Source organism: Actinosynnema sp. NPDC053489, from assembly GCF_044544865.1.
Classification (GTDB): domain Bacteria; phylum Actinomycetota; class Actinomycetes; order Mycobacteriales; family Pseudonocardiaceae; genus Actinosynnema.
The window spans coordinates 519,559-544,031 of the sequence record NZ_JBITXT010000001.1 but is presented as its reverse complement, the minus strand read 5'-3'; the positions used below and the strand labels follow the sequence as shown (position 1 = coordinate 544,031).

Below are 24,473 nucleotides of genomic sequence, written 5' to 3'. Positions count from 1 at the left end.
CGGACTCCTCACCGTGTGGGGCGCACCCGGTCGTGACCCCAGGTGATGATCGCCCCGGCGACGCGGCGGCGCAGGGCCGTCGGCCGTCCTGGTGACGGAGAGCACTCGCCGGCGGCGCACCGCCCGACCACGCGGAACGCCGGCCGCACCCCGAGGGGCACGGCCGGCGTCCGCGCGGGCTCACCCGTCGATCAGCTGCCGGCCCACTTCTGGCCGGCCGCGCCGGTGCAGGTGGACAGGACCACCTGCGTGCCGTTCGCGGTGCCGCCGGCGTTCGGGCTCAGGCACAGCCCGGACTGCACGCCGGTGATCGTGCCGTCCTGGTTGAGGTTCCACTGCTGGTTCGCACCGCCGTTGCAGTCCCAGATGATCGCCCTGGTGCCGGAGCCGGTGCCCGCGCCCTCGGCGTCGAGGCACTTGGTCCCGTAGACCTGGAGCTGCTTGCCCCCGGTGAGGGTCCACTGCTGGTTCGGGCCGGCGTTGCAGTCCCACAGCGTGGTCTGCGTGCCGTTGGTCTGCGACTGGTTCGGCACGTCGAGGCAGCGGCCGGCGGCGGTGTTGCGCAGGGCCGACGTCGTGCCGCCGCCACCCGAGCCGGTGATGGCGAGGTTGTCGAACTGGGCGGTCTCGCCCTGGCTCGTGCCGATGCCCGGCTGGCCCGTGCCGAAGGTCGAGTCGGTCAGCGTCGCGAGCACGGTGCCGTCGACGCCGACGGTGATGGTGCTGCCGGAGAAGCCGAGGGTCATGGTGTGCCAGCGACCGGTGCCCAGCGCCGCCGTCGTGCCGCTGCGCAACGTGGTGACCTGCCGGTTGGTGTTGTTGCGCAGGACCGACCAGGCTCCGTTGTCACCGACCCGGAAGTAGTAGGCGTTCACCGCGCCCTGGTCGGTCACCTTCTGCGACCCCACCCGACCGAGCAGCTCGACCTGGCCGGACTTCTCCAGCAGCACGTCGGCCGACACGGTGTAGTTGCTCCAGTTCACGTTGCCCAGCAACGCGTACGGCGCGGTCTCGGTCTTCCACGGGATCGCCTTCTGCGGGGACGCCTGGCGCACGCACGTGCCCGCGCGCCCGCCGCCGCACGCGGCCGTCTCGAAGGCGCCCTCCATGTCCATCAGGTACTTCGCCTCCTTGCCGACCGGGTAGGAGTCGAAGTCGTCGCTGTAGGGCAGGTTCAACGCGCCCTGCGGCGGGCTGGTGGCGGTGCCCCTGCCCTGGCCGGACGTCGTGGTGAAGCTGTAGAGGTGACCCGGCTGGACGGTCAGCGAGAACCTGCCGCCGGAGGGCGTGATGTCGGCGGCCCGGCGGAAGTGGTCGGCGGTGTTGTTCGAGTTCAGGTTGGTCGACCACACGTGGACCGGCGCGGTGGACAGGCCGCCGGTGACGGTGAAGTCCAGCGTCTGGGCCGCCGTGGCGTCCATGGTCTCGATGATCGTGCTGTAGTCGGAGTTGTTCGGCGACTTCAGCGAGACGTAGCTGCCGTTGTTCCGGTTGCCGCCGAGGTAGCCGCTGGAGGAGTCGAGGTACTTCCAGCCCGGCGCGGTGAACTGGGCGGTGTGCGCGAGCGCCCACGTGTCCTTGCCGACCGAGTAGTAGCCCGACCACGGCTGGTTGGCCAGCACCAGGCCCACCGTCGGCCACGGCACGTTCGGCGTCGTCGCGGCGATCAGGTCCCAGTTGAGGTAGGCGGTCATCTTCCCGTCGAGGTAGACCCGGTTGATGCCGCGGGCCAGCGGCTTCGCGCCGTCGTTGTAGTCCTGCGAGCCGTTCTCGCTGGACCACAGCACCTTGCCGGAGTTGGCCACGTTCGCCGGGACGGTGCACGAGGTCTGCGCGCTGAGGTAGCCGCACGTGTAGTGCGCGCTGAGGATGTCGGTGGCGTTGCGGTAGGCCGTGTCGGTGGCGATCGGGCCGGCCGGGCCCCAGTCGCCGGGCCACGAGTCGCCCACGATGAGCTTCATCGAGCTGTACCCGTTGGCGTTGAGGGCGTTGCGGAGGTCGACGGTCCAGCTCGGGCTCCACGCCTTCTCGTTCTGCGCGGCCGTGAGGTAGTCGATGGTCAGGTTGTGCTGCTTGGCGCAGCCCAGCCAGCTCAGCAGGTAGTCGATCGTGTCGCGGGACAGGAACGTGCCGTTGCCGAGGTAGCCCGGCGCCCCCCACGGCAGCGCCACCAGCTTGAGGTTCGGGTTGCGCGCCTTGGCCTGCTCGGCGATCCACCACTCGTAGCCGCGGTCGCAGTTCAGGTCGCCGCGGAAGTGGGAGTGGCTCGGCTCCGCGCCGCTGGTGGAGTTGGTGTCACCGCCGATCTCCACCTTGAGGATCTGCAGCGCGGCCCCGTACCCGGGCTTGAACAGGTAGTCGAGGATCTGCCCGCGCTGCGGCTCGGGGTAGTCGATCAGCAGGCGGCTGTTGCCGCCACCGCCGCTGACCGCGCCCACGCCGTCGAACGTGCGGCCGGCGGACGTTCCGTTGATGGTGATCGCGGTGGCCGCCTGCGCGGGCGCGGCGGCCACTCCCACGACACCGCTCGCGGCCAGGGCCAGGACGGCCGCCAGTCCGCGCAGCCGACGCGGTGTGCGGCTGTGTTGAGGCATGGGTGGTTCTCCCTAGGTCGGGTGGGCGCGGCCCCTGCGGCGGTCGGGTCGTCCCGGGTGGCGGAATCGCCCCAGCGGCCATGTAACTACCGCGCACGGTGACCGGTCAAAGCTAAAGTTGTGAGCGCTCACTTGAGCAGATCACCCGCTGGCGTTGGGAAAACCTTCGATCCAGGCTTCGGATGTGAGCGTGAACAGGCAAAGTCCCGGTTCCGGTGGGCGCGCACGTCGTGGCGTCAACGGCCTCCCGGGAGACGCCTTCGGTGTTGACCGCCGCCGGGCTACGTGAACCAATTTCGCGTCAGTTCGGCCGTCACCGAGGAGGTCGCCATGTCCCTGCTTCGACGCCCGGCGGTGGCGGCGGCACTCGCCGTCGCCCTCGCCTGGTCCGGTACCCCTGCCACCGCCGCGCCCACCCCGGCGACCGCCGCCCCGGCCGCCGCGGCGCTGCCCACCGCCGCCGTCGCGATCGGCGACAGCTTCGTCAGCGGCGAGGGCGCCGGCTCCTACCAGCCGGTGACCGACGTCAACGGCGTGACCCAGGGGTTCCCGGGCTGGTCCGCGCCGAACGACAACGCGTTCTTCTGCCACCGGTCGGCCAACGCCTCCCTGCACCGGGCCGACCTGCCGGGCATCCAGGCCCGGTTCAACCTCGCCTGCTCGGGCGGCCAGCCGCACGACGTGCTCAACCCCTCGGGCGGCCGGGCCAAGGGGCGCGCCGTCGCCGCGCAGCTCGACCAGCTCCGCGCCGTCGCCGCCACGCACGACATCGACCTGGTCCTGGTCGGCCTCGGCTCGAACAACAGCTCGTTCACCTTCGGCGACGTGGCCACGCTGTGCGCCAACCGCTTCATCGCCGACGCCTGGACCGGGTGGTGGGAGTTCTGGGCCTACCTGGGCGGCCCGGTGCCGCAGGAGCCGTGCGCGGTGTCCGACCTGGCCACGGAGGCCGAGGTCGCGGCGGCGACCGCCGAGACCACCGCGGCCCTGCGGTCGCTGCTCACCACCCTGGCGCAGGTCGACGCGGACGGCAGGCACCGGGTCGTCTTCCAGGACTACACCAACCCGCTGCCGCTCGACCTCGCCACCCGGTACCACGAGGAGGACGGGCGCACCGACACCCGCGACAAGTTCCGCGACCTCGGCGCGGAGCGCTACGCCGCCGGCTGCCCGGTGCATCGCGCCAGCCTGGCCCCGGGGCACGTGTTCTCGTCCCGGCTGGGCAGCGTGGTGCAGGGGGCGCACGCCGCGCTGTCCGCCGAGTTCCCCGGCGCCGACCTGGTGTACCTCAACGTGCAGCGGGCGTTCGACGGCGCGCGGCTGTGCGAGCGGGACGGCAGCCCGGACAACGCCCTGGCCACGCCGATCCGGCTCCAGGACGGCCCGTCCGGCACGTTCGTGACCAGCCTGGCGGGCAAGGACAAGCTCGACGTGCAGCGCATCGCCAACACCTGCGTGACCTACTTCCAGACCTGCCAGGAGTCGTGGCACCCGAACGCCACCGGCCACGGCGTGCTGGGCCGGTGCCTCGCGGGCGCCGCCGCCACGACGGCCCGCGCGGTGAGCTGCGTCCGGTCGGCCGACGGCACGATCACCGTCGGCTGACCCCCTGCGCCACGTGATCGTGGACGCCCGACGGGACCCGCCGTCGTGGGGCCGCTGCTCCAGCCGCGCGCCCTGCACGGCGGGAACCGTCGGCCACGGGCCGCTGAAGCGGTCGGCCGTACCATCCCCACGCACGTCCCACCGCCGGTCGGCACGACACCGCTGTCGTACAGCACGCCGACCATGAGTTCCACCGCGTCGCTGTGTCGTGCGCCCGCCGGGATGCTCCTCGCTGCGCGCGACCTCCGTCGTCAGCACGTGCGGCCACATCCGGTGGGCGCCGGGTGGTACCAGAGCTGCCGATCACCCCGGCCGACTGTGATGGAACTCCTCGTACAACACAGCGCCTACTCGCTTCGCCGCTACAGCACGGCGCAGCTTGGACCACATGTCCGGCCTCAACCGCGCTTTCGCTGCTTCCAGTGAGAAGAATGCGAAATCAGACAACTCCTCGTCCGTGACCGACATGCGGAGCAAATCGTCCCCGCCAACCGTCCCGCCATCGAAGACGAACACGAGAAGGTCATCCCACGGACCGTGCGCGGCTACCCAGTCCACAAGCAGCAGACCGCCGATCCGCGCGGTGAAGCCCAACTCCTCCGCGACCTCGCGGAGCGCCGCGGCGATCGGCGACTCGTTCGCCTCGGCCATGCCGCCCGGCAGGTCCCAGTACTGCTTGTACGTTGGGTTGACCAGCAGAACCCGACCATCCTCATCGCAGATGACGACCTTCGCGGAAACGCGCTTGCGTGCTTGCCGTGCGTTGCCCTCAGCCAGCCACCTGAAGCGCTCCGGGTCGTCGTCTTCTTGCGCGCTCATACCGGCCACTCCGCTTGTGCTGCCGACATCTGTGCACTCGCGGACGCCGCCAAGCGGTCGTTCATCTCCCTGACCTCCGGCAGGTGCGCCTGACCCGAGAGCCGCTGCCGCAACTGCGCGACGCCGGAGTGCACACGCGCGGATCCGAGTCCCGGAGCAGCCTCGACGATCTCCAGACCGACTCGCGCCGCACCCGCGTGATCTTCCAGTGCCGCCAGTGCGCTCGCCAACGTCAGACCGGCGAGTGTCCGACTTCGGAGGCGGTCGCTCCCACCTCGCAGGCCAATGACCTCCGTTGCGTTGCGCACCGCATCTTGATACCTCCGCAAGTCATACATGCACAGCGCTGCTTCAGCAGCGAAGGATGCCTGATCGAAACCGGAAAGCCAATTTTCCCGAGCATCTCGCGTCACGACGTCCAGGGCGCTCTCTCCGGCGTCGAGCGCCAGACGAGCGTCCAACTCTTTTCCTTGTAGGGCGAGCGCCCGAGCACGCAGGGCGTGGAGCCGTGCAACCAGGTGGGGAACACGAGCCCGGCCACCCTTAATCCGGGAAATTCCCTTGCCGGCCAACCGCTCGGCAGTCCGGGCATCCCCCAGCTGCACGGCAAGGTGTGACAGCGACGCGAGGACGTTGGAGCTGAGCGGGAGGTTCTGGGCGGTCGCAGCCAGGTGGTAAGCCTGCGTCAGATGCACTTTGGCTTGCCGATCGTGGCCACTGTCATGGGCCATCCACCCCGCGAACTCGGAGAAGGACGCCGCCGCGGAGAACACCTCGTGATGCGTCATCCCGGACGGCGGCGCGAGGAGCTTCGGCGCGACCTCGTCTCGCAGGAAACGCATGACCTGCCCGTAGAGAACGCCGCCACCGATCTTCCGGTCGGCGGCTTGAAACGCCTCGGACACGGCGCGGAAGCCGATCACCTCGCGCAGGGCCACCGGCTGAGCAGGCGTGCGCGGAGTCTCGGCCACCACGGAGCCGTCGTGGTCGAGGACCACATCCCCAAGAGGTGCGCCATGTTGCTCAGCCGCAACGCTTTCCCCCTCGGGGTGCAGCAGTTCGTCCAGCTCGTTCATCGTGACCTTCAGCAGCCGAGCAAGCTTCGACCGCTGGTACGGCAGCGGCTCACGCGTTCCCCGCTCCCAGCGGGCCACCGTGGAGCGGTCGACGCGCATGACCTCCGCGAACGCCTCCTGGGTGAAGCCGGCGGCCTTCCTGGCACGGACGAAGCCGGTCCGCCGTACTGCCATCGAGTGACCTCCTGGCGCGGGCTGCCGCATCGCGCGGTGCGGGTTGTGCCTGGTCAAGCCTAGCGGTGCAGCTGACCGGCCCCGTTCGGGCGATATCCGGGCCACAGGGCGGCGCTGGGCACCGCTGCTCCGGGGTCCCACCCTTGATCACGGCCGGCACCAGGCAAGCCCGGCCGCACTACGAGGAAGCAGTGATCATGCCGCACCCCGTCCGCCTGCGGGTCGACACGCCCGAGCAGGCGGGCAACGTCCTGATGCACGGTGACGCCCTGGCCCGCCTGATCCAGGGCTTCGAGGAAAGGAAGAGCGCGTGAACGAGCCGGTCGAACGGAAGGCATCGACCACCGCGGGACTGCCGTGGAGCGCGGAGCGGTGCACCGGGCTCATGCGTGAACTGGCGGAGGCCGAGGCACCACGGCTGTTCGCGCTCGTGGAGGAGTACGGCGAGGTCGAAGGCACCCGCGTGGCGGGCTACGGCCTTGCCTACGCCGACCGGGCTGACGTCAACTCCGTGGAAGGCGACTTCTCACTGCACTCCGAGAGCGCGGAGAGCGCCCGAACCCTGTTCGAGATCAGCTCGCGGTCGGCAGGAGTGCGACAGGTGCACGTGGTGTGGCTGGGACGGACGACCACTGCGGCGCACCGGGGCTGAGAGCAGCGCGGCAGACGATTCGCCACTGAACACGCGGGGTGATGGCCCGCCACCCAACGCTACCGGGGTTCGCCCGAGGTCCGCACCGGTGGTGCGGTTCGGCGGTCAGGAGGTGCCGGTGTGGTGCTTGAGGGCCAGCAGCTTGTGGCGGTACATGCGGCACAGGGCGACCAGCAGGTGGACCTGCTCGCCGGGACCCAGCGGGCGCAGCAGTTCCACGACGTCGTCCGGTTCCAGGTCGACGTCGCTCGCCAGGCGGTGGTTGAGGATCTGCCGGGCCAGGGCGTGCTCCCGGTCGCCGATGGCCAGCCGGTCGACGTCGCGCAGGTCGTAGGTCTCGGGCAGCGGGAACCGGACCAGGGCTTCGGGGTAGCGGGTCGCCATCAGCTGCACGGCGATGTTGACCAGGCGCGTCACGAGCGTCGCCGCCCGGTCGAGGTCGTCGATCATGACGGCCAGCTCGTTCACCGTCACCGTGTCCGGCTCGAACGCGGGCGGCGCGTCGATGTCGACGTCCAACCGGTGCAGGGCGAGGGTGATGTTGTCCAGCACGCGTTCGGGGTTGACGATCACCTGCCCGGAGCCGCCGGTCTCCACGCTGGCCCGCGGGTGCCACGGGTCGAGGAACTCCCGCACCTCCGCTTCCCCGAACACCTCGGGGTCGGGTGCCGCTGGTCGGGGACGCGGGAACCGCTCCACCACCGTGCCTCCTCGTGCCGGACGGCCGCCGGCGGCCGTTCCTGCGGTGTCCTCGCCGGTATACCCGCTACCGACCGGTACGCGAAAACCCGACTGCGGACCGTTACCCCGGTGGGCCGAACGCACGAGCGGCGTGCGCCGTACCGGGCAGCGCGGTCGCGGCGTTCGGCGCCCCCTCCCGCGCACGCGACTCGGGCCCGCCGGTGGTGTCCGGCGGGCCCGAGTCGGTGGTGGTGGGGGTGTCAGCCGTGGGCGCGGTGGCGACGGCCGGTGACCAGGTGGTAGATGGCCAGCACGACGACCGAGCCGAGGATGGCCAGCAGCCAGGTGCTCAGGTCGAAGAAGCTGCCGATGTCGGTGCCGAAGATGGCGCGGCCGATGAACCCGCCGAGGATGGCGCCGACGATGCCGAGCAGCATGGTGATGACGATGCCGCCCGGGTCCTTGCCGGGCATGATGGCCTTGGCGATGGCGCCGGCGATGAGACCCAGAACGATCCAACCCAGGATGCCCACGGTGGTTCCTTGTCCTCGTGCCACGCCGACTCCTGCGACGCGACGTGGTCGTTGCTGAGCCCGGGATGCCCAACCCACACGGGTTTCACACCTCCGGTGATCTGGATTACCCGACGTTTGGCCGTGGACGCCGAGGAAGCGGCCCCGGCTCACCGACCGTCTCGTGTGGACCACCCGTTGTCGCCCCCTCGACGTCGCCCCCAGCCCCGCGAACCGCGGCCGGCTCCGCGGCGTCGCTTGTTGCAAATAACTGGCAGTTGCGATCTACTGGCAACAGACCACCGACCGAGGGGGACCCCGTGGGCCAGTACCGGCTGCCCGACCTGCCTTACGACTACGCCGCGCTCGAACCGGCGATCACGGGCGAGATCCTGGAGCTGCACCACTCCAAGCACCACGCCGCCTACGTCAAGGGCGCGAACGACACCCTGGAGCGCATCGCCGAGGTCCGCGAGAAGGACGACTTCTCCGGCATCGTCGGGCTGGAGAAGACGTTCGCGTTCAACCTGTCCGGCCACGTGCTGCACACGATCTTCTGGGAGAACCTCTCCCCCGACGGCGGCGACCGCCCCGAGGGCGAGCTGTCCGCCGCGATCGACGAGCACTTCGGCTCCTTCGACGCCTTCGCCAAGCAGCTCTCCGCCGCCACCTCCACCGTGCAGGGCTCGGGCTGGGGCGTGCTGGCGTGGGAGCCGCTGTCGCACCGCCTGGTCGTGGAGCAGGTCTACGACCACCACGGCAACGTCGGCATGAACACCAGCCCGCTGCTGGTCTTCGACGCCTGGGAGCACGCCTACTACCTGCAGTACCGCAACGTGCGCCCGGACTACGTGCAGAAGCTGTGGTCACTGGTGAACTGGACCGACGTCACCCGCCGCTTCGACGCCGCCCGCGCCGGCCGCCCCACCCTGCCCGCCGCCTGACCCCGGCCCGCCCGAACCCGGCAGTGGGCGCTCCGACAAGCCCCTCCCTGCCGCGGGGGGGGGGGCGCCCGGGGGGCGCGGGGGGGGGCCCCCCCCCCCCCCCCCCCGCGCCCGGCGGCCGGGGGGCCCCCCCCCCCGGCGCGGGGGGGGGGGGGGGGGCCCCCGCCCCCCCCCGCCCCCCCCCCCCCCCCCGCCCCCCCCCCCCCGGGCCGCGGGCCCCCCCCCCCCCCCCCCCCGGGGGGGGGGGCCCCCCGGGCGGGGCGCGCGGGGCCCACCACCGGATCGCACCGGCGCTGCCGCGGGCGCCCGTGACGCCGCCCGCGTGGAATGGCCGTTCGGGACGCCGAAGCACCGTCCCGCGGTGATTGCCCCGAACGCGTTCCCGGCGCTTCACCGGGAGTTCGTGGAATAGAAACGACGGCACCCCAGCAGGAGGCCGTCGTCGGCGATGGTGAAGATGTCGGCGAATTCCACCTCGGTCGCCGGGGCGGCGGTGAAGCGGCCGACCGCGGCGATGCAGTCGCCGTCGGCGATGACGCGGAGCAGGCGGTGCGTGCCGCGCGGGCCGCGGGTCGGCGCGAGGACTTCCAGGACCTCGGAGCGGGGCGGCGGCGACAGCGGGCCCACTGCCCTGAACTGCGGTTGCTCGTGCAGCAGCGACTCCAGGCCCTCCAAATCGCCCTCGTCGGCGTAGAGGTAGGAAAGCCGGACGTGGTCCACGCCGACCGCCGTGACCGCGTCGCTGGGCGGCGGGAGCCGCCGTTCGCCGAGAACCATGTCCCCCTCCTTTCGGCCGCCTCCCGCCGAGGTGCGGGAGGGGCTCGTGCGACCCACTTTCCCCGCCCCCGGCAACCGCCCCTTATCACGCCGCTATCCCCTCGGCATCTCGGCGTTCATAGCCTTTCCCGATCACCCGCCACGGGCCGGTTTGGGACATCGGGTGGACATACACCGATGATTCGCCCGGGTATCTTCTGGCCTGTTGCCCGGTGCCGGGTTCCACGCCGGGTGGGTGAGCGGAGGTCGCGTGGACGAGGTCGTGAGGCGGGTGTCGCCCGACGGCGACCACCTGGTGTTCCGGGTCCTCGGTCCGGTCGAGGTGATCGGGGCGCGCGGTCCGGTGCGCATCCCGCCCGGGCGGCAGCAGGTCATCCTGGCCTCCCTGCTGCTGGAGGCGAACAAGGTGGTCGGCACCGACCACCTCGTGGACGCCCTGTGGGAGACCAACCCGCCCGACACCGCGCGCACCCAGGTGCAGATCTGCGTGTCGCGGCTGCGCAAGCAGCTCTCCGACGCCGGGGTCGAGGTGTCCATCGTGACCCGCTCACCCGGCTACCAGCTGCGCGTGCCGGCGACCTCGATCGACGTCCACGTGTTCGAGCGCGCGGTCGCCGAGGCGCGGGCGGCGGTCAAGCGCGGCGCCCCGGCCGAGGCGTCGGAGCTGCTGCGGGCCGCGGTGGGGTTGTGGCACGGGCCGTGCCTGGCCGGGCTGCCCGGTCGACCGCTGCGGACCAGGGCGCTGCGGCTGGAGGAGGAGCGGCTCAACGCCGTGGAGACCTACCTCGGCCTGGACCTGGAGCTGGGGCTGCACCACGAGCTGGTCGGCGAGATCGGCAGGCTGGTGCACGAGCACCCGCTGCGGGAACGGCTGCGGGCGCTGCTGATGCTGGCGCTGTACCGGTCGGGGCGCAAGGCCGAGGCGCTGGAGGTCTACCGCGCCGGGCGCGACCTGCTCGTGGAGGAGCTGGGCCTGGAGCCGGGCGAGGAGCTGCGGGGGTTGGAGCGGGCGATCCACGCCGGTGACACCTCGCTGCTGCGCAACCCGCCCGCCGAGCGGGAGCAGCCGCCCGCACCGCCCGCCGACGTGCCGCCGCCGCAGGCGGTACCCCGGCAACTGCCCGCGGACACGGCGGACTTCGTCGGCGGGGAGGACCTGATCCGCACCGCGGAGGAGGTGCTGACCGACGGGCGCGGGCGGCGCGCGATCGGCGTGGTGGTGGTGATCGGCCGGCCGGGCGTCGGCAAGTCCACGGTGGCCGCGCACATCGGGCACCGGCTGGCCGAGGAGCACTTCCCGGACGGCCAGCTGTACTGCGACCTGCGCGGCACCTACGGCGACGCGGGCGAGTCCGCCGACGTGCTCGGCCGGTTCCTCCAGGCGCTGGGCATACCGGGCGCGATGATCCCCGCGGAGCCGGCCGCGCGCACCGAGATGTACCGGACGCTGCTGGCGGACCGGCGGGTGCTCGTGGTGCTCGACAACGCTGTCAGCGAGCGGCAGGTGCTGCCGCTGCTGCCGGGCAGCGGCCGGTGCGCGGTCGTGGTCACCAGCCGGACGCGGCTGACCGGGTTGCCGGGTGCCCGGCAGCTCGAGGTGGACCTGCTGGACCGCGACCAGTCGTTGGAGCTGTTGGGCAAGGTCGTCGGCGAGGCCCGGGTGGCGGGCGAGCGGGAGGCCGCCGAGGCGCTGGTGCGCACCGTGGGCGGGCTGCCGCTGGCGCTGCGCATCGTCGCGGCGCGGTTGGCGGCCCGGCCGCACTGGTCGCTCGCGTCGATGGTGCACCGGCTGGCCAGCGAGCGGCACCGGCTGGACGAGCTGGCGCACGGCGAGATGACGATCCGGGCGAGCCTGTCGCTGACCCACGACGGGCTCGACGCGCCGACCCGGCGGCTGTTCGGGCTGCTGAGCCTGGCCGAGGGGCCGTCGCTGCCGGGCTGGGTGGCGGGCGCGGTGCTGGACGACCACCGCCCCTACCCGTCGGACCTGGTCGAGCCGCTGGTGGACGTGCAGATGCTCGACGTGGTGTCGGTCGACGGCACGGGCGGCTTCCGCTACCGGTTCCAGGACATCATCCGCCTGTTCGCCCGCGAGCAGTTGTCCACCGTGGACGCCGCCGAGCAGGCTTCGGTGCGGCAGCGCGTGCTGGGTGGCTGGTTGTCGCTGGCCGAGCAGGCGCACCGCGGCGTGTTCGGCGGCGACTTCACCGCGCTGCACGGCACCGCGCCGCGCTGGCACCCGCCCGCCGAGCACGCGGCGCGGTTGCTGGAGCGCCCGATGGAGTGGCTGGAGGGCGAGCTGCCGAACCTGCGCGCCGCGGTGGCGCAGGCGGCCGCGGCCGGGCTGGACGAGCTGTGCTGGGACCTCGCGGTCACCGCGACGACGCTGTTCGAGGCGCGCGGTCACCTGGACGACTGGGGGCACACCCACGACGAGGCGCTGCGCGCCACCAGGGCGGCGGGCAACGCGCGCGGCACCGCGGCGCTGCTGGCGTCGCTGGGCACCCTGCACATCAACCTGGGGCGCGCCGAGCGGTCGCGGGCCGCGCTGACCGAGGCGCTGGCGCTGTTCGTGGAGCTGGACGACCCGCTGGGGCAGGCGCTGTGCCGGCGCGACCTGGGGCTGCTGACCCGGCAGGCCGGTGACGACGAGGGCGCGCTGGCGCTCTACGACAGCGCGCTGCGCGGCTTCGGGCAGGTGGGAGACGTGGTGGGGCGGGCGATCGTGCTGACCCAGCGCGCCCACGTCCTGATGCGCACCGGCCGCGGTGACGAGGCGTTGGAGCAGCTGGCCGAGGCGATGGACACCTGCCGCGCGGTCGGCTACACCGGCGGGGTCGCCACGACGTTGCGCCGCATCGGGCAGGTGCGCCTGCACCGGGGCGAGCACGCGGAGGCGGAGCGGATCCTGTCGGAGGTGCTGGAGATGGTGCGCGCCAACCGGGACGTGATCGGCGAGGCGCACCTGCTGCACAACCTGGGCGAGGTCAACGCGGCGGCGGGGCGGCACGAGGTGGCCAAGGACTACTTCGCCCGGTCGATAGCGGTGCGGGAGCGGATCATGGATCACGGCGGGGCGGCGGTGGTGCGGCGGGACCTGGCCCTGTTGGAGGGAACGGCCCCCGCGTAGTCCGGCGGGGTTCGCGGGCCCGGCGGGTCGCGTCACGCGCGGGGCTGCGTCCGGTGGAGCGGTGGCGGTTCCTAGTCCCAGGGGTTGGTGCCGTCGGTCGTGACCGGCGCGCCGTCCCAGGGGTTCGTGCCGGCGGTGGTGCCGGTCGGCGCGCCGTCCCAGGGGTTGGTGCCCTCGGCCAGGGCGCTCTGGGCCCCGAAGAGGGTCGCGACCAGGACGGCGGCGGCGAGGACGGCACCCTTGGCAATGGCGGTGAAGTTCATTTCTCTCTCCGTTCGGGCTTGTTGTCCGGCGTTGAGAAAAATGTATGAGGGCATTTAATCCCCGCCTTATCACGCCATTTATCCCCCGCCTATCACGGGCGCCGCCGCCCGCGGCCGACCGGGGACGACCTGGTCAGATCAGCCCCAGCCGGACCGCGTGGGCCACCGCGTGCGCCCGGTTGCGCACCCGCAGCCGGGCGGTCAGCTCGTAGATCACGTTCTTGACCGTGTGCTCCGAGCACGCCAGCGCCCGCGCTATCGCCGAATTGCCCAGGCCGTCGGCCATCAACTGCAGCACGGCCGTCTGCTTGGCGGTGAGCGCCTCGACCTCCACCATCGCGCCGCCGGAGGAGCCCAGCAGCCGCACGAGGGCCTGGTAGGGCACGACGCCGTCGCCGTGCAGCGCCGAGTGCACGCCCGCGACCAGGCGCGACAGCGGCGAGGCCACCGGGCACAGCACCGCGCTGGCGCCCATCCGCACCGCCCGCAGCACCCCGGCGGGGTCGAACGAGTCGGCCAGCACCAGCAGCCGGTCCTGACCGGGCCGGAACGCGGGCGGGCAGGCGTCCAGCGCCTGGTCCACCGTCTTCGCCGCCAGCACCACGACCACGTCCGGGCCGGGTGCGTCGACCAGCACCATCCCCGCGCCGCGCAGGCGGTCGGCCACGTCGCGCGCCACCGGGCCCACCGCGGTGACGTGCACCTTCACCCCGCTCACAGCAGGCCCGCCCGCAACGCGTAGGCCACCGCGTGCGCGCGGTTGCGCAACCGGAACCGGTGGGTGATGTCGTGCACCACCGTGGTGACGGTCCGCGGCGAGTAGCACAGCTTCCTGGCGATCTCCCCGGTCTCGTGGCCCTCGGCGACGAGGGTGAGCACCGCGCGCTCCCGGTCGCTGAGCCCCGCCCCGGCCAGCGCCGGCACGGCCGACGCGCCGTCACCGCCGCCCTGGAGCCGGTCGAGCAGGTCGGGCGGCACCGTGCAGTCCCCGACCGCGGCGGCCAGCACGGCGCGGGCCAGCCGCTCCGGGCCCGCGTCGCGGCGGCGCAGCAGGCCGCGCACCCCGGCCAGCACGGCGTGCAGCGCCTGCGCCGGCGTCAGGTCGGCCACCACCAGCACCACCGCGCCGCGGCAGGACCGGGCCAGGTCGAGCACCTCGCGGCCGACCTCGTCCGCCATCACCACCACGACGCGCGCGGACTCGGCGTCGGCCGCGGGCACCACCACCAGGTCGGGGTGACCGCGCAACGCGCTGGCCGCCCCCGCCTCCAGCACGGGGTCCCCGGCCACCACGGCCACGGGCACCACCGCGCTGTCGACTGCACACGTCTGCTCCATGTTCGCCCCCAAGCGATCCGACGGATGACATCGCGTTGAGACTGGGTCGACGCAAGGATCGGCAGCGGTGCTATCACGGCGGAATCCCCGACCTATCCACCTGCCGTTGTCGCGCGGACAGCGGCGGGATGGGCCGGGGATAGCGCCACGTGCTCGGCGTTCGCCGGGACGGGTGGTCCGGCGCGGTGGCGGCGGGTCGTGCCCGCGGGTGGTTCAGCGCATCTCGCGCACCGGCTTGGAGGCGAGCACCCCCAGGGCGGTCAGGGCCAGGATCACCGCCGTGCCGCCGAACATCACGGCGGTGTTGCGCTCGGCCAGCGCGCCGCACAGCACCAGCGACAGCGGTGCCACCGCGTAGCCCAGGACCATGTCCACCGAGATGACCCGGCTGAGCACCGACCCCTTGATGTTGCGCTGGATCCAGCTCAACCCGAACACGCCCTGGAAGCCGATGCCGAAGCCCATCGCCAGCACCGTGCCCACCGCCACCACGGCCTGGTCGACCACGCCGAGCGCGGCCATGCCCACCGCGAGCCACCCGGCCAGCGCCGCGACCAGCAGCCCGACCCGGGGCCGCGCCCCGATCGCGCCGCCCACCAGCGTGCCGAGCATCGCGCCGGCCGCCAGCGCGCCGTTGAGCAGACCCATCGTGGTCGAGCCGCCCTGCACCTCGTTGCGGGCCAGGTCGGCGAACCCGACGGTGAACGGCCCGGCGTAGCAGAACGTCACGGCCATGTCGACGACGAGGACGGTCCGGATGCGCGGGTCGTCCCACGCGTACCGCAGGCCCTCCTTGATCCGGGCCCACAGCGAGTCGCCGGAAGCGGCCGCGGCGGCGGTCGCCTCCTCCGGCTCGCGGGGCAGGGTGCGCACCGCCGACACGCACAGCGCGCACAGCGCGAAGCACAGCCCGTCGACCAGGAAGGCGTAGTTGGCGTCGGAGACCGCGACCACCGCGCCGCCGACCGCGGGCCCGAGCACCGCGGCGACCTTGGCACCCGCCCCGAGCAGGGCGTTGGCGGCGGGCAGCAGGTCCTTGGCCACGACCGACGGCAGGATGGACATGCGGGCGGGTTGGAAGAACGCGTCCACCGCGCCGAACGCCGCCGCCGCCGCGCACAGCGCCCAGAACTCCAACGCCCCGGACAGCCCGGCCACGCCCACCGCGAGCATCACGGCGGCCCGCGCCCAGCTCGACAGCACCATCAGCCGCCGGGTCGACCACCGGTCGCTCAGCGAGCCGCCCACCAGGGTCAGCAGGGCCCGCGGGACGGCCTGGAACGCCAGGACGTAGCCGAGCATGAGGGTGGAGCCGGTCAGCTCCAGGGTGATCCAGGCGAACGCGATGTAGCTGAACCCGTCGCCGAGCAGCGACAGGGCCTGCCCCGCCCACAGCAGGCGGAACGACGGGAGCCGGGCCGGGGCCCACAGCCGCGAGCCCGCACCTGCCAGCGTGGTGGTCATGGCGGAGACCTTCTTCCTTGTCCGGGCGGAGGTGGTCGGTGGGCGGTCAGTAGCGGACGGGCAGGGCGGTGAGGCTGCGGTTGAGCAGGGACGGCTGCCAGGTGTGCCGGTCGCCGGCCAGGCTCAGCCCCGGGTGCTCGGCGATCAGGACCTCCAGCGCCGCGCGGGCGACCATGCGGGCCAGCGCCGCGCCGATGCAGAAGTGCACGCCCAGCCCGAAGCCCAGGTGGGAGGTGTCCGCGCGGGTGACGAGGAACCGGTCCGGGTCGGGGTGGCGGTCCGGGTCGCGGTTGGCGGCGGCGGTGACCAGGAAGACCCGGTCGCCGCCGCGCACGATCGCGCCGTCCAGCTCGAAGTCCCGGGAGGCGACGCGGATGGACATCTTGGACGGCCCGTCGAACCGCATGGCCTCCTCCACCACCGCCCCCGCCAGCTCCGGACGCTCGCGCACCGCCGCGAGCTGGTCGGGGTGCAGCAGCAGGGCGCGCACGGCGTTGGCGATGAGGTTGCTGGTGGTCTCGCCGCCGGCGAACGCCATCTGGGTGAGCATCCCGACGAACTCGGCCTCGCTCACGGTGTCGCCGATCCGGCCGCTCGCGAGCACGGCGCTGATCAGGTCGTCCTGCGGTTCGGCACGCCGTTGGCGGACCAGGTCGGCCAGGTAGTCCTCCAGGTTCACCAGCGACTGCAGGGAGGTGCGGTACTCGCGCTCCTCCTGGGCCGCGCCCAGCACCAGGTCGCCGACGCGGGCGTTCCAGTACCAGAACGAGGCGCTGTGCTGCTGCGGGACGCCCAGCCAGCGGGCGAACACCAGCGCGGGCAGGGGTTTGGCCACGTCGGCGACCAGGTCGCCCACCCTGCCGGCGACGGCGCGGCGGGCCAGCAGGGCGCGGGTGACCCGCTCGATGAGCGCCTGGTAGCGGTTGATGGCGCGGGCGGCGAACTGCTCCTGGAACGCCTGCCGCAGCCGCCGGTGGGCGGGCGGGTCGTTGAACACCATCCAGCGCGACAGGATGTCGAACGCGCGCTCGGCGTCGCCGCGGGCACCCTCGGGTACGGCGTCCATCATCGGGCCGACGCGGTCGGCGGAGGCCGCCGGTTCGCGCAGCGCGCGGGTGAGCTGGGCGTGCCCGGTGACCAGCCACGCCCGGTGCAGCGGGCTGTAGTGCACGGGCCGGTGCTCGCGCAGGGCGTTGAGGTAGGGGTAGGGGTCGGCGTTCACCGCCGGGTCGAGCAGGTAGCGCTCGGTGAACGCCGGCGCGGGCCGGACGGGGTCGAGGGTCGCGGTCATCGGCGTGCCTCCGCCCTGATCGTGCCGAGCAGGTCCGCGAAGGCGCGGGCGTTGGGCTCGGCGAGGATGGTCATGTGGTCGCCCGGTGAGACGTGCACGGTCAGGCCGCCCCGGGCGAGGGAGCGCCAGCGCTCGACGTACTCCGCGAACCCGACGTCCAGGCCGGGCATGGGCTCGCCCTCGGGGATGGCGGCGGCCTCGGAGCCGACGACGAGGTGGACGTGGCCCGGGTAGGGCCGGGGTTCGTAGTCGGCCAGCGCGGCCAGCAGGGAGTGCCAGACCTCGATGGGCGCGTCCTGCACCATGTCGGCCTCGCTCGGCGACATGCCCGCGCCCAGCAGGGTTTCCCTCAGTTCGGCGATGGTGCGGTCGCGCTCGTCGGACGGCGGCAGCGCGCGCACCCGGTCGCGCAGCTCCAGCGCGCCGGACAGCTCGCGCGCCACGTCGAGCAGGCGGGTGCGGGCGGTGTCGTTGGGCAGGTAGGGCTCGACCAGCACCAGCGGTTCGGCGGCACGGCCCTGCTCGTGGAGCTGGGTGGCCATCTCCAGGGCGAGGTTCGCGCCCATGGACCAGCCCAGCACGGCGTGCGGACCGTCGCCGGCCATCTCCGCGACGTAGTTCGCCGCGATGCCGGCCACGGTGGTCGGGTCCACGCCACCGAGCAGGCCGCGCGCCTGGAACGCCAGCACCGGCCCCCGCGGCAGCGCCCTGGCCAGCGGCACGAACCACGCGGCGCTGCCGCCCGTGGGGTGCACGCAGTACAGCGGGCTGCCGTCCCCGTCGCGCAACCGGACCTCCGAGCGCACCTCGGCGGGCGCGCTCCCCCGGTCCACGCCGGCGGCGAGCTGGGCGATGGTCGGGCGCTCCACGAGGTCGCGCACCGAGATCGGCACGCCCCGGGACCGCGCCACGGCGGCGGCCTTCACCGTGGACAGGGAGCTGCCGCCGATGCGGAAGAAGTCGTCGTGGACGCCGATCTCGGCCAGGCCCAGCACCTCCCGCCACACCTCGGCGAGCACCACCTCGGCCGGGGTGGACGGGGCGACGTAGGCGGTGCCGGCGTCGTCGCGGTCGGCGGAGGGCAGCGGCAGCGCGCCGCGGTCGACCTTGCCGCTGCGGTTGACGGGCATGGCGTCGAGCACGACGAACCGCGCGGGCACCATGTAGGCGGGCATCTTCGCGCGCAGCCCCTGCCGCAGCGCGTCGACGTCGGGCACCTCGCCGACGACGTAGGCCACCAGCGCCGGGCCGCCGGGCAGCTCGCGCAGCAGCACGACGGCCTGCGCCACCCCGGGCAGCTCGCCCAGCGCGTGCTCGACCTCGCCCAGCTCGATGCGGAAGCCGCGCAGCTTGACCTGCGAGTCGCGCCGGCCGATCCACTCCACCGCGCCGTCCGCGCGCCGCCTGCCGAGGTCCCCGGTGCGGCACAGCCGCGAGCCGGGCGGGCCGAACGGGTCGGGCACGTAGGTGGCGGCGGTGAGGGCGGGCCGGTCGAGGTAGCCGCGGCCGGTGGCCAGGCCGCCCAGGTAGATCTCACCCGGGACGCCGACGGGCACCGGCTGCATGTCCGGGTCCAGCACGTACATCGTGGTGTTGCGCATGGGCCGGCCGATCGACGGGCGCCCGCCGCCGGGTTCGCAGACCTGCGCGGTGGACCACACCGAGGTCTCGGTGAGGCCGTAGACGTTGTGGAAGCGGCGTCCGCGCGACCAGGTGTCGGCGATCTCCGCCGGGCAGGCCTCCCCCGCGACCTGGAGGGTGGCCAGGTCCGGGAACTCCTCGCCGGCCATGACCGCCAGGGCGCTGGGCGGCAGCATCCCCGCGGTGACGCGCAGCTCCCGCAGGGTGCGGGCCAGGTCGGGGCCGGGGCGCAGCGCCTCGCGGGGCGCGGTGCACAGCCGTCCCCCGTTGGCCAGCGACCAGGTCATCTCCAGGATGGAGGCGTCGAAGCTCGCGGAGGCGAACTGGAGCACCCGGTCGGCGCGGCTCGGCCGCACCAGGTCGCGCTGGCCCTCGACCATGTTGGCCAGGCCGCGGTGCGGGATGACGACGCCCTTGGGCGTGCCGGTCGAGCCGGAGGTGTAGATGACGTAGGCGGCGGACTCGGCGAACACCTCGTCCGGGGTGGGCAGTGGCGCGGTGTCGTCGGGCAGCGGTCGGTCGAGCAGGGTGGTGTGGCCGTCGAACGGGACGACGCCGGCCAGCGGGGTCTGGGTGAGCAGCACGCGCATCCCGCTGTCGCGCACCATGAACGCCAGCCGGTCGGCGGGCAGTTGCGGGTCCAGCGGGACGTAGGCGCCGCCGGCGTGCAGCACGCCGAGGACGGCGCGCACCAGGTCCGGGCCGCGGTCGACGCAGATGCCGACGATCGACTCGCGGCCGACGCCCAGCGAGCGCAGGTGACCCGCCAGCAGGAGCGCCTGGTCGTTCAGCTCACCGTAGGTCAGGTCGACCGGTCCGGCCTGCGACAGGTGGGTGATCGCGACCGCGGTGCGGTCCTGGGCCGCGACCGCGTGGTGGAACGGGGTGCCCGAGGGCGGCACGACGGGGCCGCGCGACCACTCCAGGTCCTGCTCCCGCGCGGCGCCGGTGGTGGTGGGCCGGGTGATCGGGCCCTCCGGGTCGGTCACCATCGCCTCCAGCAGGTCGCGGAAGACGTCGGCGAGCTGCTCGGCGGTGGCCGGGTCGACGCGGGTGGGGTCGGCGTCCAGGGTGAAGCCGTCGACGCTGGTGTTGACCAGCAGCGGGAACATGGTGCGGGCGATCTCCAGCGACTCGTCCCAGGTGTCGCTGGTGAGGCGGTGGAAGTTGACGTAGTTGAAGATCACCTCGACCAGGTTCGGCTCACCGGGGCGCAGGCGCGCCAGGCGCGCGAGCGGCACGCGGCGGTGCGGCAGCAGGTCCTGCTCGGCGGTGAAGGTGTCGCGCACCAGGTCCAGCCACGTCGTGCCGGTGCGGCGCACGCCGAAGGGCACGGTGTTGAGGAACAGCCCGCGCATCAGGTCCGCGCCCTCGCGCTCGGGCCGGCCGTTGGTGGCCAGGCCGAGGGAGTGGCCGCCCACCGGGTCACCCGGCTCGGCGAACAGGCTCATCGTGTGGTGGAACGCCGCCAGCAGGACCGTGCGGCGGGGCACGCCCGCGCGCCGCGCGAGCCGCCCGATGGCCTCGGTGAGGCCGCTGAAGGAGCGGCGCACCTCGTGGATCACCTCGCCCGAGCGCGGCTCGCGGTGGCCGAAGCGCACCGGGCGGAACTCGGCCAGCTGCTCCCGCCAGAACTCCAGGCCCTCCGCCGACTCGCGCGCGGCCAGCTCCAGCGCCACGTACTCGGCGAAGCGCGGCGACTCCGGCAGCCGCGGCTCCCGCCCGGCGACGGCCTGGCGGTGCAGGTCGAGCAGGTCGGCGATGAGGGAGGTCAGGCTCCAGCCGTCGAGGACGACGTGGCAGTCGGTGATGGTGATCCGCAGCTCGTCGTCGGTGAGCCGGTGCAGGTGCAGGCGCACCAGCGGCGGTGCGGCGAGGTCGAAGCGCCGGGCGAACTCGGCGTCGACGAACCGGCGCAGCGCGGCGCGCTGCTCGGCGCGGGGCAGGCCGCGCAGGTCGCTGTAGCCGACCGGGAGCTGCGCGGTGGGGTGCACCAGTTGCAGCGGCTCGCGGAAGCCCACCAGGTCGATGGAGCTGCGCAGGATGTCGTGGCGGCGGACCACCTCGTCGGCGGCGGCCTGGAACGCGGCCAGGTCGAAGTCCGGGACGGTGATCTTCAGGTCGGTGACGTTGTGGTAGGCCGCGCGGTGCGGGTCGGCCAGCATCTCGTGCAGCATCCCGGCCTGGAGCATGGTCAGCGGGTAGGCGTCGGCCAGCCCCTCCGGCAGGCGGGCGCGGTCGGCCGGGTCGAGCAGCGAGAACGGCTCGACGGGCTCGGGCTCGTCCTGCGCGGCGCCCGCCAGCGCGGCCAGCTCGCCCAGGGTGCGGGCGCGGAACAGGTCGGCCACGCCCAGGCCCAGTCCCGCCGCGCGGGCCAGGCCGACGACCCGCAGCGCCAGGATCGAGTCGCCGCCCAGGTCGAAGAAGTTGTCGCCCAGGCCGACCCGCTCGGCGCCGACGACCTGCGCCCACACCGCGGCGAGCGCCTGCTCGGTCGGGGTGCGCGGCGGCACGTGCTCGGGCTGGGTGCGCACGCCGCCGTCCTCCACCGCGGCCAGTGCCTTGCGGTCGACCTTGCCGTTGGAGGTCAGCGGGAGCCGGTCGTGGCGGACGAACAGCGCGGGGACCATGTAGTCGGGCAGGCTCGCGCGCAGCCGGTCGCGCAGCGCGGACGGGTCCAGCCGCGCGCCCTCGGCGAGCACGACGTGGCCGACGAGGCGTGCGCCCTGCGGGCCGGGACGGGCCACCACGGCGGCGTCGGCGATCTCCGGGCAGCTGCGCAGGGCGCTCTCCACCTCGCCCGGCTCGATGCGGAAGCCGCGGATCTTGACCTGGTCGTCGGCGCGCCCGACGTAGGCCAGTTGCCCGTCGGGCAGCACCCGCACCAGGTCGCCGGTGCGGTAGACGCGCCCGCCCAGGGGTCCGCGCGGGAAGCGCTGCGCGGTCAGCTCGGGCCGGTTGCGGTAGCCGCGGGCCACGCCGCCGCCGGCGATGTGCAGCTCGCCGACCGTGCCCACCGGCACCAGGCGGCCGTGGCGGTCCAGGACGTAGCCGTGCTGGCCGGGCAGCGGGCGGCCGATGGGCGAGCGCTCGTCGGGCGCGGTGGTGTCGGGCGCGGTGACGTCGGCCTCGGTGATGAGCCGGTAGGTGACGTGCACCGTGGTCTCGGTGATGCCGTACATGTTCACCAGCGCGGGCTTGCGACCCGGCGCGGTGAACCAGTCGCGGTAGTCGCGGGTGTCGAAGGCGTCGCCGCCGAACACCACGGTGCGCAGCGCCAGGTCGTCGAAGGAGTGGCCCTGCTGCGCCAGGTGCGCGCGCAGGCCCTTGAACGCGGCCGGCGTCTGGCTGAGCACGGTGACGCGCTCGTCGCGGAGCACCCGGTGCACCGCCTCGGGGTCGCGGGTCTCCTCGCCGGTGAGGACCACGACGCGGCCACCGGTGCTCAGCGGCCCCCACAGCTCCCACACGGAGAAGTCGAAGGCGGTGGAGTGCATCAGGGACCACACGTCGTCGGGCCCGAAGTCGAACATCCGGTCGGCGGCGTCGAACAGCCACGCGGCGTTGGCGTGGGTGACCTCCACGCCCTTGGGCTTGCCCGTGGACCCGGAGGTGTAGATGACGTAGGCCAGGTCGTCGGCGCGCACCGGCACCGGGTCGACCGCCGCGGCGGGCCCGTCGGGGTCGACCAGCTCCACGGGCAGCCCGGCCAGCGCGGCGCGGCCGGTGTCGTCGGCCACCACCAGCGACACCCCGGCGTCGGCGACCGTGAACTCCACGCGCTGCCTCGGGTGGCGCGGGTCCAGCGGCAGGTAGGCCGCGCCCGCGCGCCACACGCCCAGCAGGGCCACCGCGAGGTCGGCGGTGCGCGCCAGGCACACCCCGACCAGGCTCTCCCGCCCCGCGCCGAGGGCGCGCAGCCGGGAGGCGAGCGCGGTGGCGCGGGCGTCCAGCTCGGCGTAGGTCAGCGACCGGCCGCCGCCGGTGACCGCCACCGCGTCGGGCGTGGCCGCGACGTGGTCGGCCACCCGGTCGAGCACCAGCCGGGGCAGGCCGACCGCCGCGCCCGAGGCCGCCGGGCCGTCCGGACCGAGCAGGAACGCCCGCTCGGCCTCCCCCAGCAACTGCACCGAGCCCAGCGGCTCGTCGGGGCGCTCGAAGAACGCCCGCAGCACGGCCACGGTGTGGTCGGCCAGCCGCGCCACGGAGTCGCGCTCGAACAGGTCGGGCCGGTAGACGAACGCCAGCCGGTAGCCGTCACCGCCGCCGACGGCCTCCAGCGACAGGTCGAACTTGGCCGTGGTCAGCGCGATCGGGAACGCTCGGGCCACCGCGCCGCCCAGCGGGAACGCGCCGCCGCCCGCCTCGGAGTAGGCGAACAGCACCTGGAACAGCGGGTTGCGCGACAGGTCGCGCTCGGGGCTCAGCTCGTCCACGACGCGTTCGAAGGGCAGCGACTGGTGGCTGAGCGCGCCCAGCACCCGTTCCCGGGCCCGGTCGAGCACCTGCGCGCAGGTGGGGTCGCCGGACAGGTCGGCGCGCATGACCAGGGTGTTGACGAAGAACCCGACGAGCCCCTCGGTCTCGGCGCGGTCGCGGTTGGCGGTGATGGTGCCGATCGCCACGTCGTCCTGCCCGCTGTGGAAGCCCAGCGCGGCCTGGAACGCGGCCATGATCGTGGTGAACGGGGTGGCGTCGGCGGCGGTGACGGCCGCCGCGAGGTCGGCGGGCAGCTCCACGGTGTGCACCGCGCCCTCGTGCGAGCGCTCCTTCGGACGCGGGTGGTCGGTGGGCAGCTCCAGCGGGGTCAGCCCGGCCAGCGCGGCGCGCCAGTGCTCCAGGTCGGCGGTCTCGTCGGCGGCGCGCTGCCACACGGCGTAGTCGGTGTACTCGATGGGGTTGGGCGCCAGGCGCGGCGCCTCGCCGGCGAGGCGGGCCCGGTACAGCTCGCGCAGGTCGCGCACCAGCACGTCGAGCGACCAGCCGTCGGTGACGATGTGGTGCATCGCCAGCACGAGCACGTGGTCGGTGGCGGTGACGCGCACCAGGGTGGCCTGGAAGGCGGGTTCGGCGGCCAGGTCGAACGGGCGCACCGCGGCGGCCCGCACGGTGTCGGCCAGGGCGTCGGCGTCGGCGTCGACCACCGCCAGGGGCGTGCCGTGCGGCAGCACCCGCTGGAACGGCACGCCGTCCTCGGCGGGGAAGACCACGCGCAGCTGCTCGTGGCGGGCCACGAGGTCGTCCACCGCGCCGGCCAGCGCGGCGGCGTCGAGCGGGCCGGTCAGCCGCCACGCGGCGGGCATCAGGTACTCGGTGCCGCCGGGCGCGAGCTGGTCGAGGAAGTACAGCCGCTGCTGGGCCGCGGACAGGGGTGCTCGCGGCGGTCGCGGCTCCTGGCGGGGGATGCCGGTCGGGGCGGCGGCGCGGCCGCGCAGGCGGCGCTCCAGCAGCGCGCGGGCGGCGGGCGACAGACCGGACCGGGTGGGTTGGATCTCCGAGGTGGTCACGATGG

16 protein-coding genes are annotated in these 24,473 nt (G+C 73.6%); 4 read left to right on the top strand and 12 right to left on the bottom strand.

Annotation, left to right across the window (positions count from 1 at the left end):
- Positions 1 to 191: 191 nt before the first annotated feature.
- On the bottom strand, positions 192 to 2,594 hold the full coding sequence (locus ACIGNX_RS01985) for a ricin-type beta-trefoil lectin domain protein (RefSeq protein ID WP_396535290.1): 2,403 nt from the start codon (positions 2,592 to 2,594) through the stop codon (positions 192 to 194).
- Between the two features lie 330 nt (positions 2,595 to 2,924).
- Between ACIGNX_RS01985 and ACIGNX_RS01980 the strand changes: the two genes are divergently transcribed.
- Positions 2,925 to 4,199: a hypothetical protein gene (locus ACIGNX_RS01980; RefSeq protein WP_396535288.1), complete on the top strand. Its 1,275-nt coding sequence runs from the start codon at positions 2,925 to 2,927 to the stop codon at positions 4,197 to 4,199.
- Between the two features lie 303 nt (positions 4,200 to 4,502).
- Here the strand turns inward: ACIGNX_RS01980 and ACIGNX_RS01975 are convergent, their stop codons facing one another.
- Both ACIGNX_RS01975 and ACIGNX_RS01970 read right to left on the bottom strand, forming a co-directional pair.
- A complete protein-coding gene (locus tag ACIGNX_RS01975; RefSeq protein ID WP_396535286.1) occupies positions 4,503 to 5,018 on the bottom strand; it encodes an NUDIX domain-containing protein in 516 nt (171 codons plus the stop codon).
- Positions 5,015 to 6,268, bottom strand: a complete 1,254-nt coding sequence (locus tag ACIGNX_RS01970) for a helix-turn-helix transcriptional regulator (protein ID WP_396535284.1) — start codon at positions 6,266 to 6,268, stop codon at positions 5,015 to 5,017. The genes ACIGNX_RS01975 and ACIGNX_RS01970 overlap by 4 nt, the downstream gene beginning before the upstream one ends.
- Positions 6,269 to 6,578: 310 nt before the next feature.
- Between ACIGNX_RS01970 and ACIGNX_RS01965 the strand changes: the two genes are divergently transcribed.
- Entirely contained in the window at positions 6,579 to 6,920 is a 342-nt protein-coding gene (locus ACIGNX_RS01965) for a hypothetical protein (protein ID WP_396535282.1), read from the top strand.
- A gap of 105 nt (positions 6,921 to 7,025) precedes the next feature.
- Here ACIGNX_RS01965 and ACIGNX_RS01960 read toward each other — a convergent pair whose 3' ends face one another.
- Positions 7,026 to 7,622, bottom strand: coding sequence for a hypothetical protein (locus ACIGNX_RS01960; protein ID WP_396535280.1), 597 nt, complete (start codon positions 7,620 to 7,622; stop codon positions 7,026 to 7,028).
- 239 nt (positions 7,623 to 7,861) lie between these two features.
- Positions 7,862 to 8,134, bottom strand: a complete 273-nt coding sequence (locus ACIGNX_RS01955) for a GlsB/YeaQ/YmgE family stress response membrane protein (protein ID WP_396535278.1) — start codon at positions 8,132 to 8,134, stop codon at positions 7,862 to 7,864.
- Positions 8,135 to 8,433: 299 nt separating this feature from the next.
- On the opposite strand from ACIGNX_RS01955, the gene ACIGNX_RS01950 reads away from it, so the two are divergent.
- Positions 8,434 to 9,057 (top strand): superoxide dismutase, encoded by a 624-nt coding sequence (locus tag ACIGNX_RS01950; protein WP_396535276.1) that lies wholly within the window; start codon positions 8,434 to 8,436, stop codon positions 9,055 to 9,057.
- A 390-nt stretch (positions 9,058 to 9,447) separates the two neighbouring features.
- Here ACIGNX_RS01950 and ACIGNX_RS01945 read toward each other — a convergent pair whose 3' ends face one another.
- Positions 9,448 to 9,834, bottom strand: a complete 387-nt coding sequence (locus tag ACIGNX_RS01945) for a nuclear transport factor 2 family protein (RefSeq protein WP_396535274.1) — start codon at positions 9,832 to 9,834, stop codon at positions 9,448 to 9,450.
- A gap of 250 nt (positions 9,835 to 10,084) precedes the next feature.
- On the opposite strand from ACIGNX_RS01945, the gene ACIGNX_RS01940 reads away from it, so the two are divergent.
- Positions 10,085 to 12,964, top strand: coding sequence for an AfsR/SARP family transcriptional regulator (locus ACIGNX_RS01940; RefSeq protein ID WP_396535272.1), 2,880 nt, complete (start codon positions 10,085 to 10,087; stop codon positions 12,962 to 12,964).
- Between the two features lie 71 nt (positions 12,965 to 13,035).
- On the opposite strand, the gene ACIGNX_RS01935 is transcribed toward ACIGNX_RS01940, so the two are convergent.
- The 6 genes from ACIGNX_RS01935 to ACIGNX_RS01910 form a co-directional block, all read right to left on the bottom strand.
- A complete protein-coding gene (locus tag ACIGNX_RS01935; RefSeq protein WP_396535270.1) occupies positions 13,036 to 13,227 on the bottom strand; it encodes a hypothetical protein in 192 nt (63 codons plus the stop codon).
- Positions 13,228 to 13,360: 133 nt separating this feature from the next.
- Positions 13,361 to 13,945, bottom strand: coding sequence for a response regulator transcription factor (locus tag ACIGNX_RS01930; RefSeq protein WP_396535268.1), 585 nt, complete (start codon positions 13,943 to 13,945; stop codon positions 13,361 to 13,363).
- Complete coding sequence (locus tag ACIGNX_RS01925; protein ID WP_396535266.1) at positions 13,942 to 14,565, bottom strand: response regulator transcription factor; 624 nt, start codon at positions 14,563 to 14,565, stop codon at positions 13,942 to 13,944. The genes ACIGNX_RS01930 and ACIGNX_RS01925 overlap by 4 nt, the downstream gene beginning before the upstream one ends.
- Positions 14,566 to 14,778: 213 nt before the next feature.
- Positions 14,779 to 16,029, bottom strand: a complete 1,251-nt coding sequence (locus tag ACIGNX_RS01920) for an MFS transporter (protein WP_396535264.1) — start codon at positions 16,027 to 16,029, stop codon at positions 14,779 to 14,781.
- 46 nt (positions 16,030 to 16,075) lie between these two features.
- A complete protein-coding gene (locus tag ACIGNX_RS01915; RefSeq protein WP_396535262.1) occupies positions 16,076 to 17,320 on the bottom strand; it encodes a cytochrome P450 in 1,245 nt (414 codons plus the stop codon).
- A complete protein-coding gene (locus tag ACIGNX_RS01910) occupies positions 17,317 to 24,468 on the bottom strand; it encodes an amino acid adenylation domain-containing protein (RefSeq protein ID WP_396535260.1) in 7,152 nt (2,383 codons plus the stop codon). Before ACIGNX_RS01910 ends, ACIGNX_RS01915 begins: the two co-directional genes overlap by 4 nt.
- Positions 24,469 to 24,473: the final 5 nt, after the last annotated feature.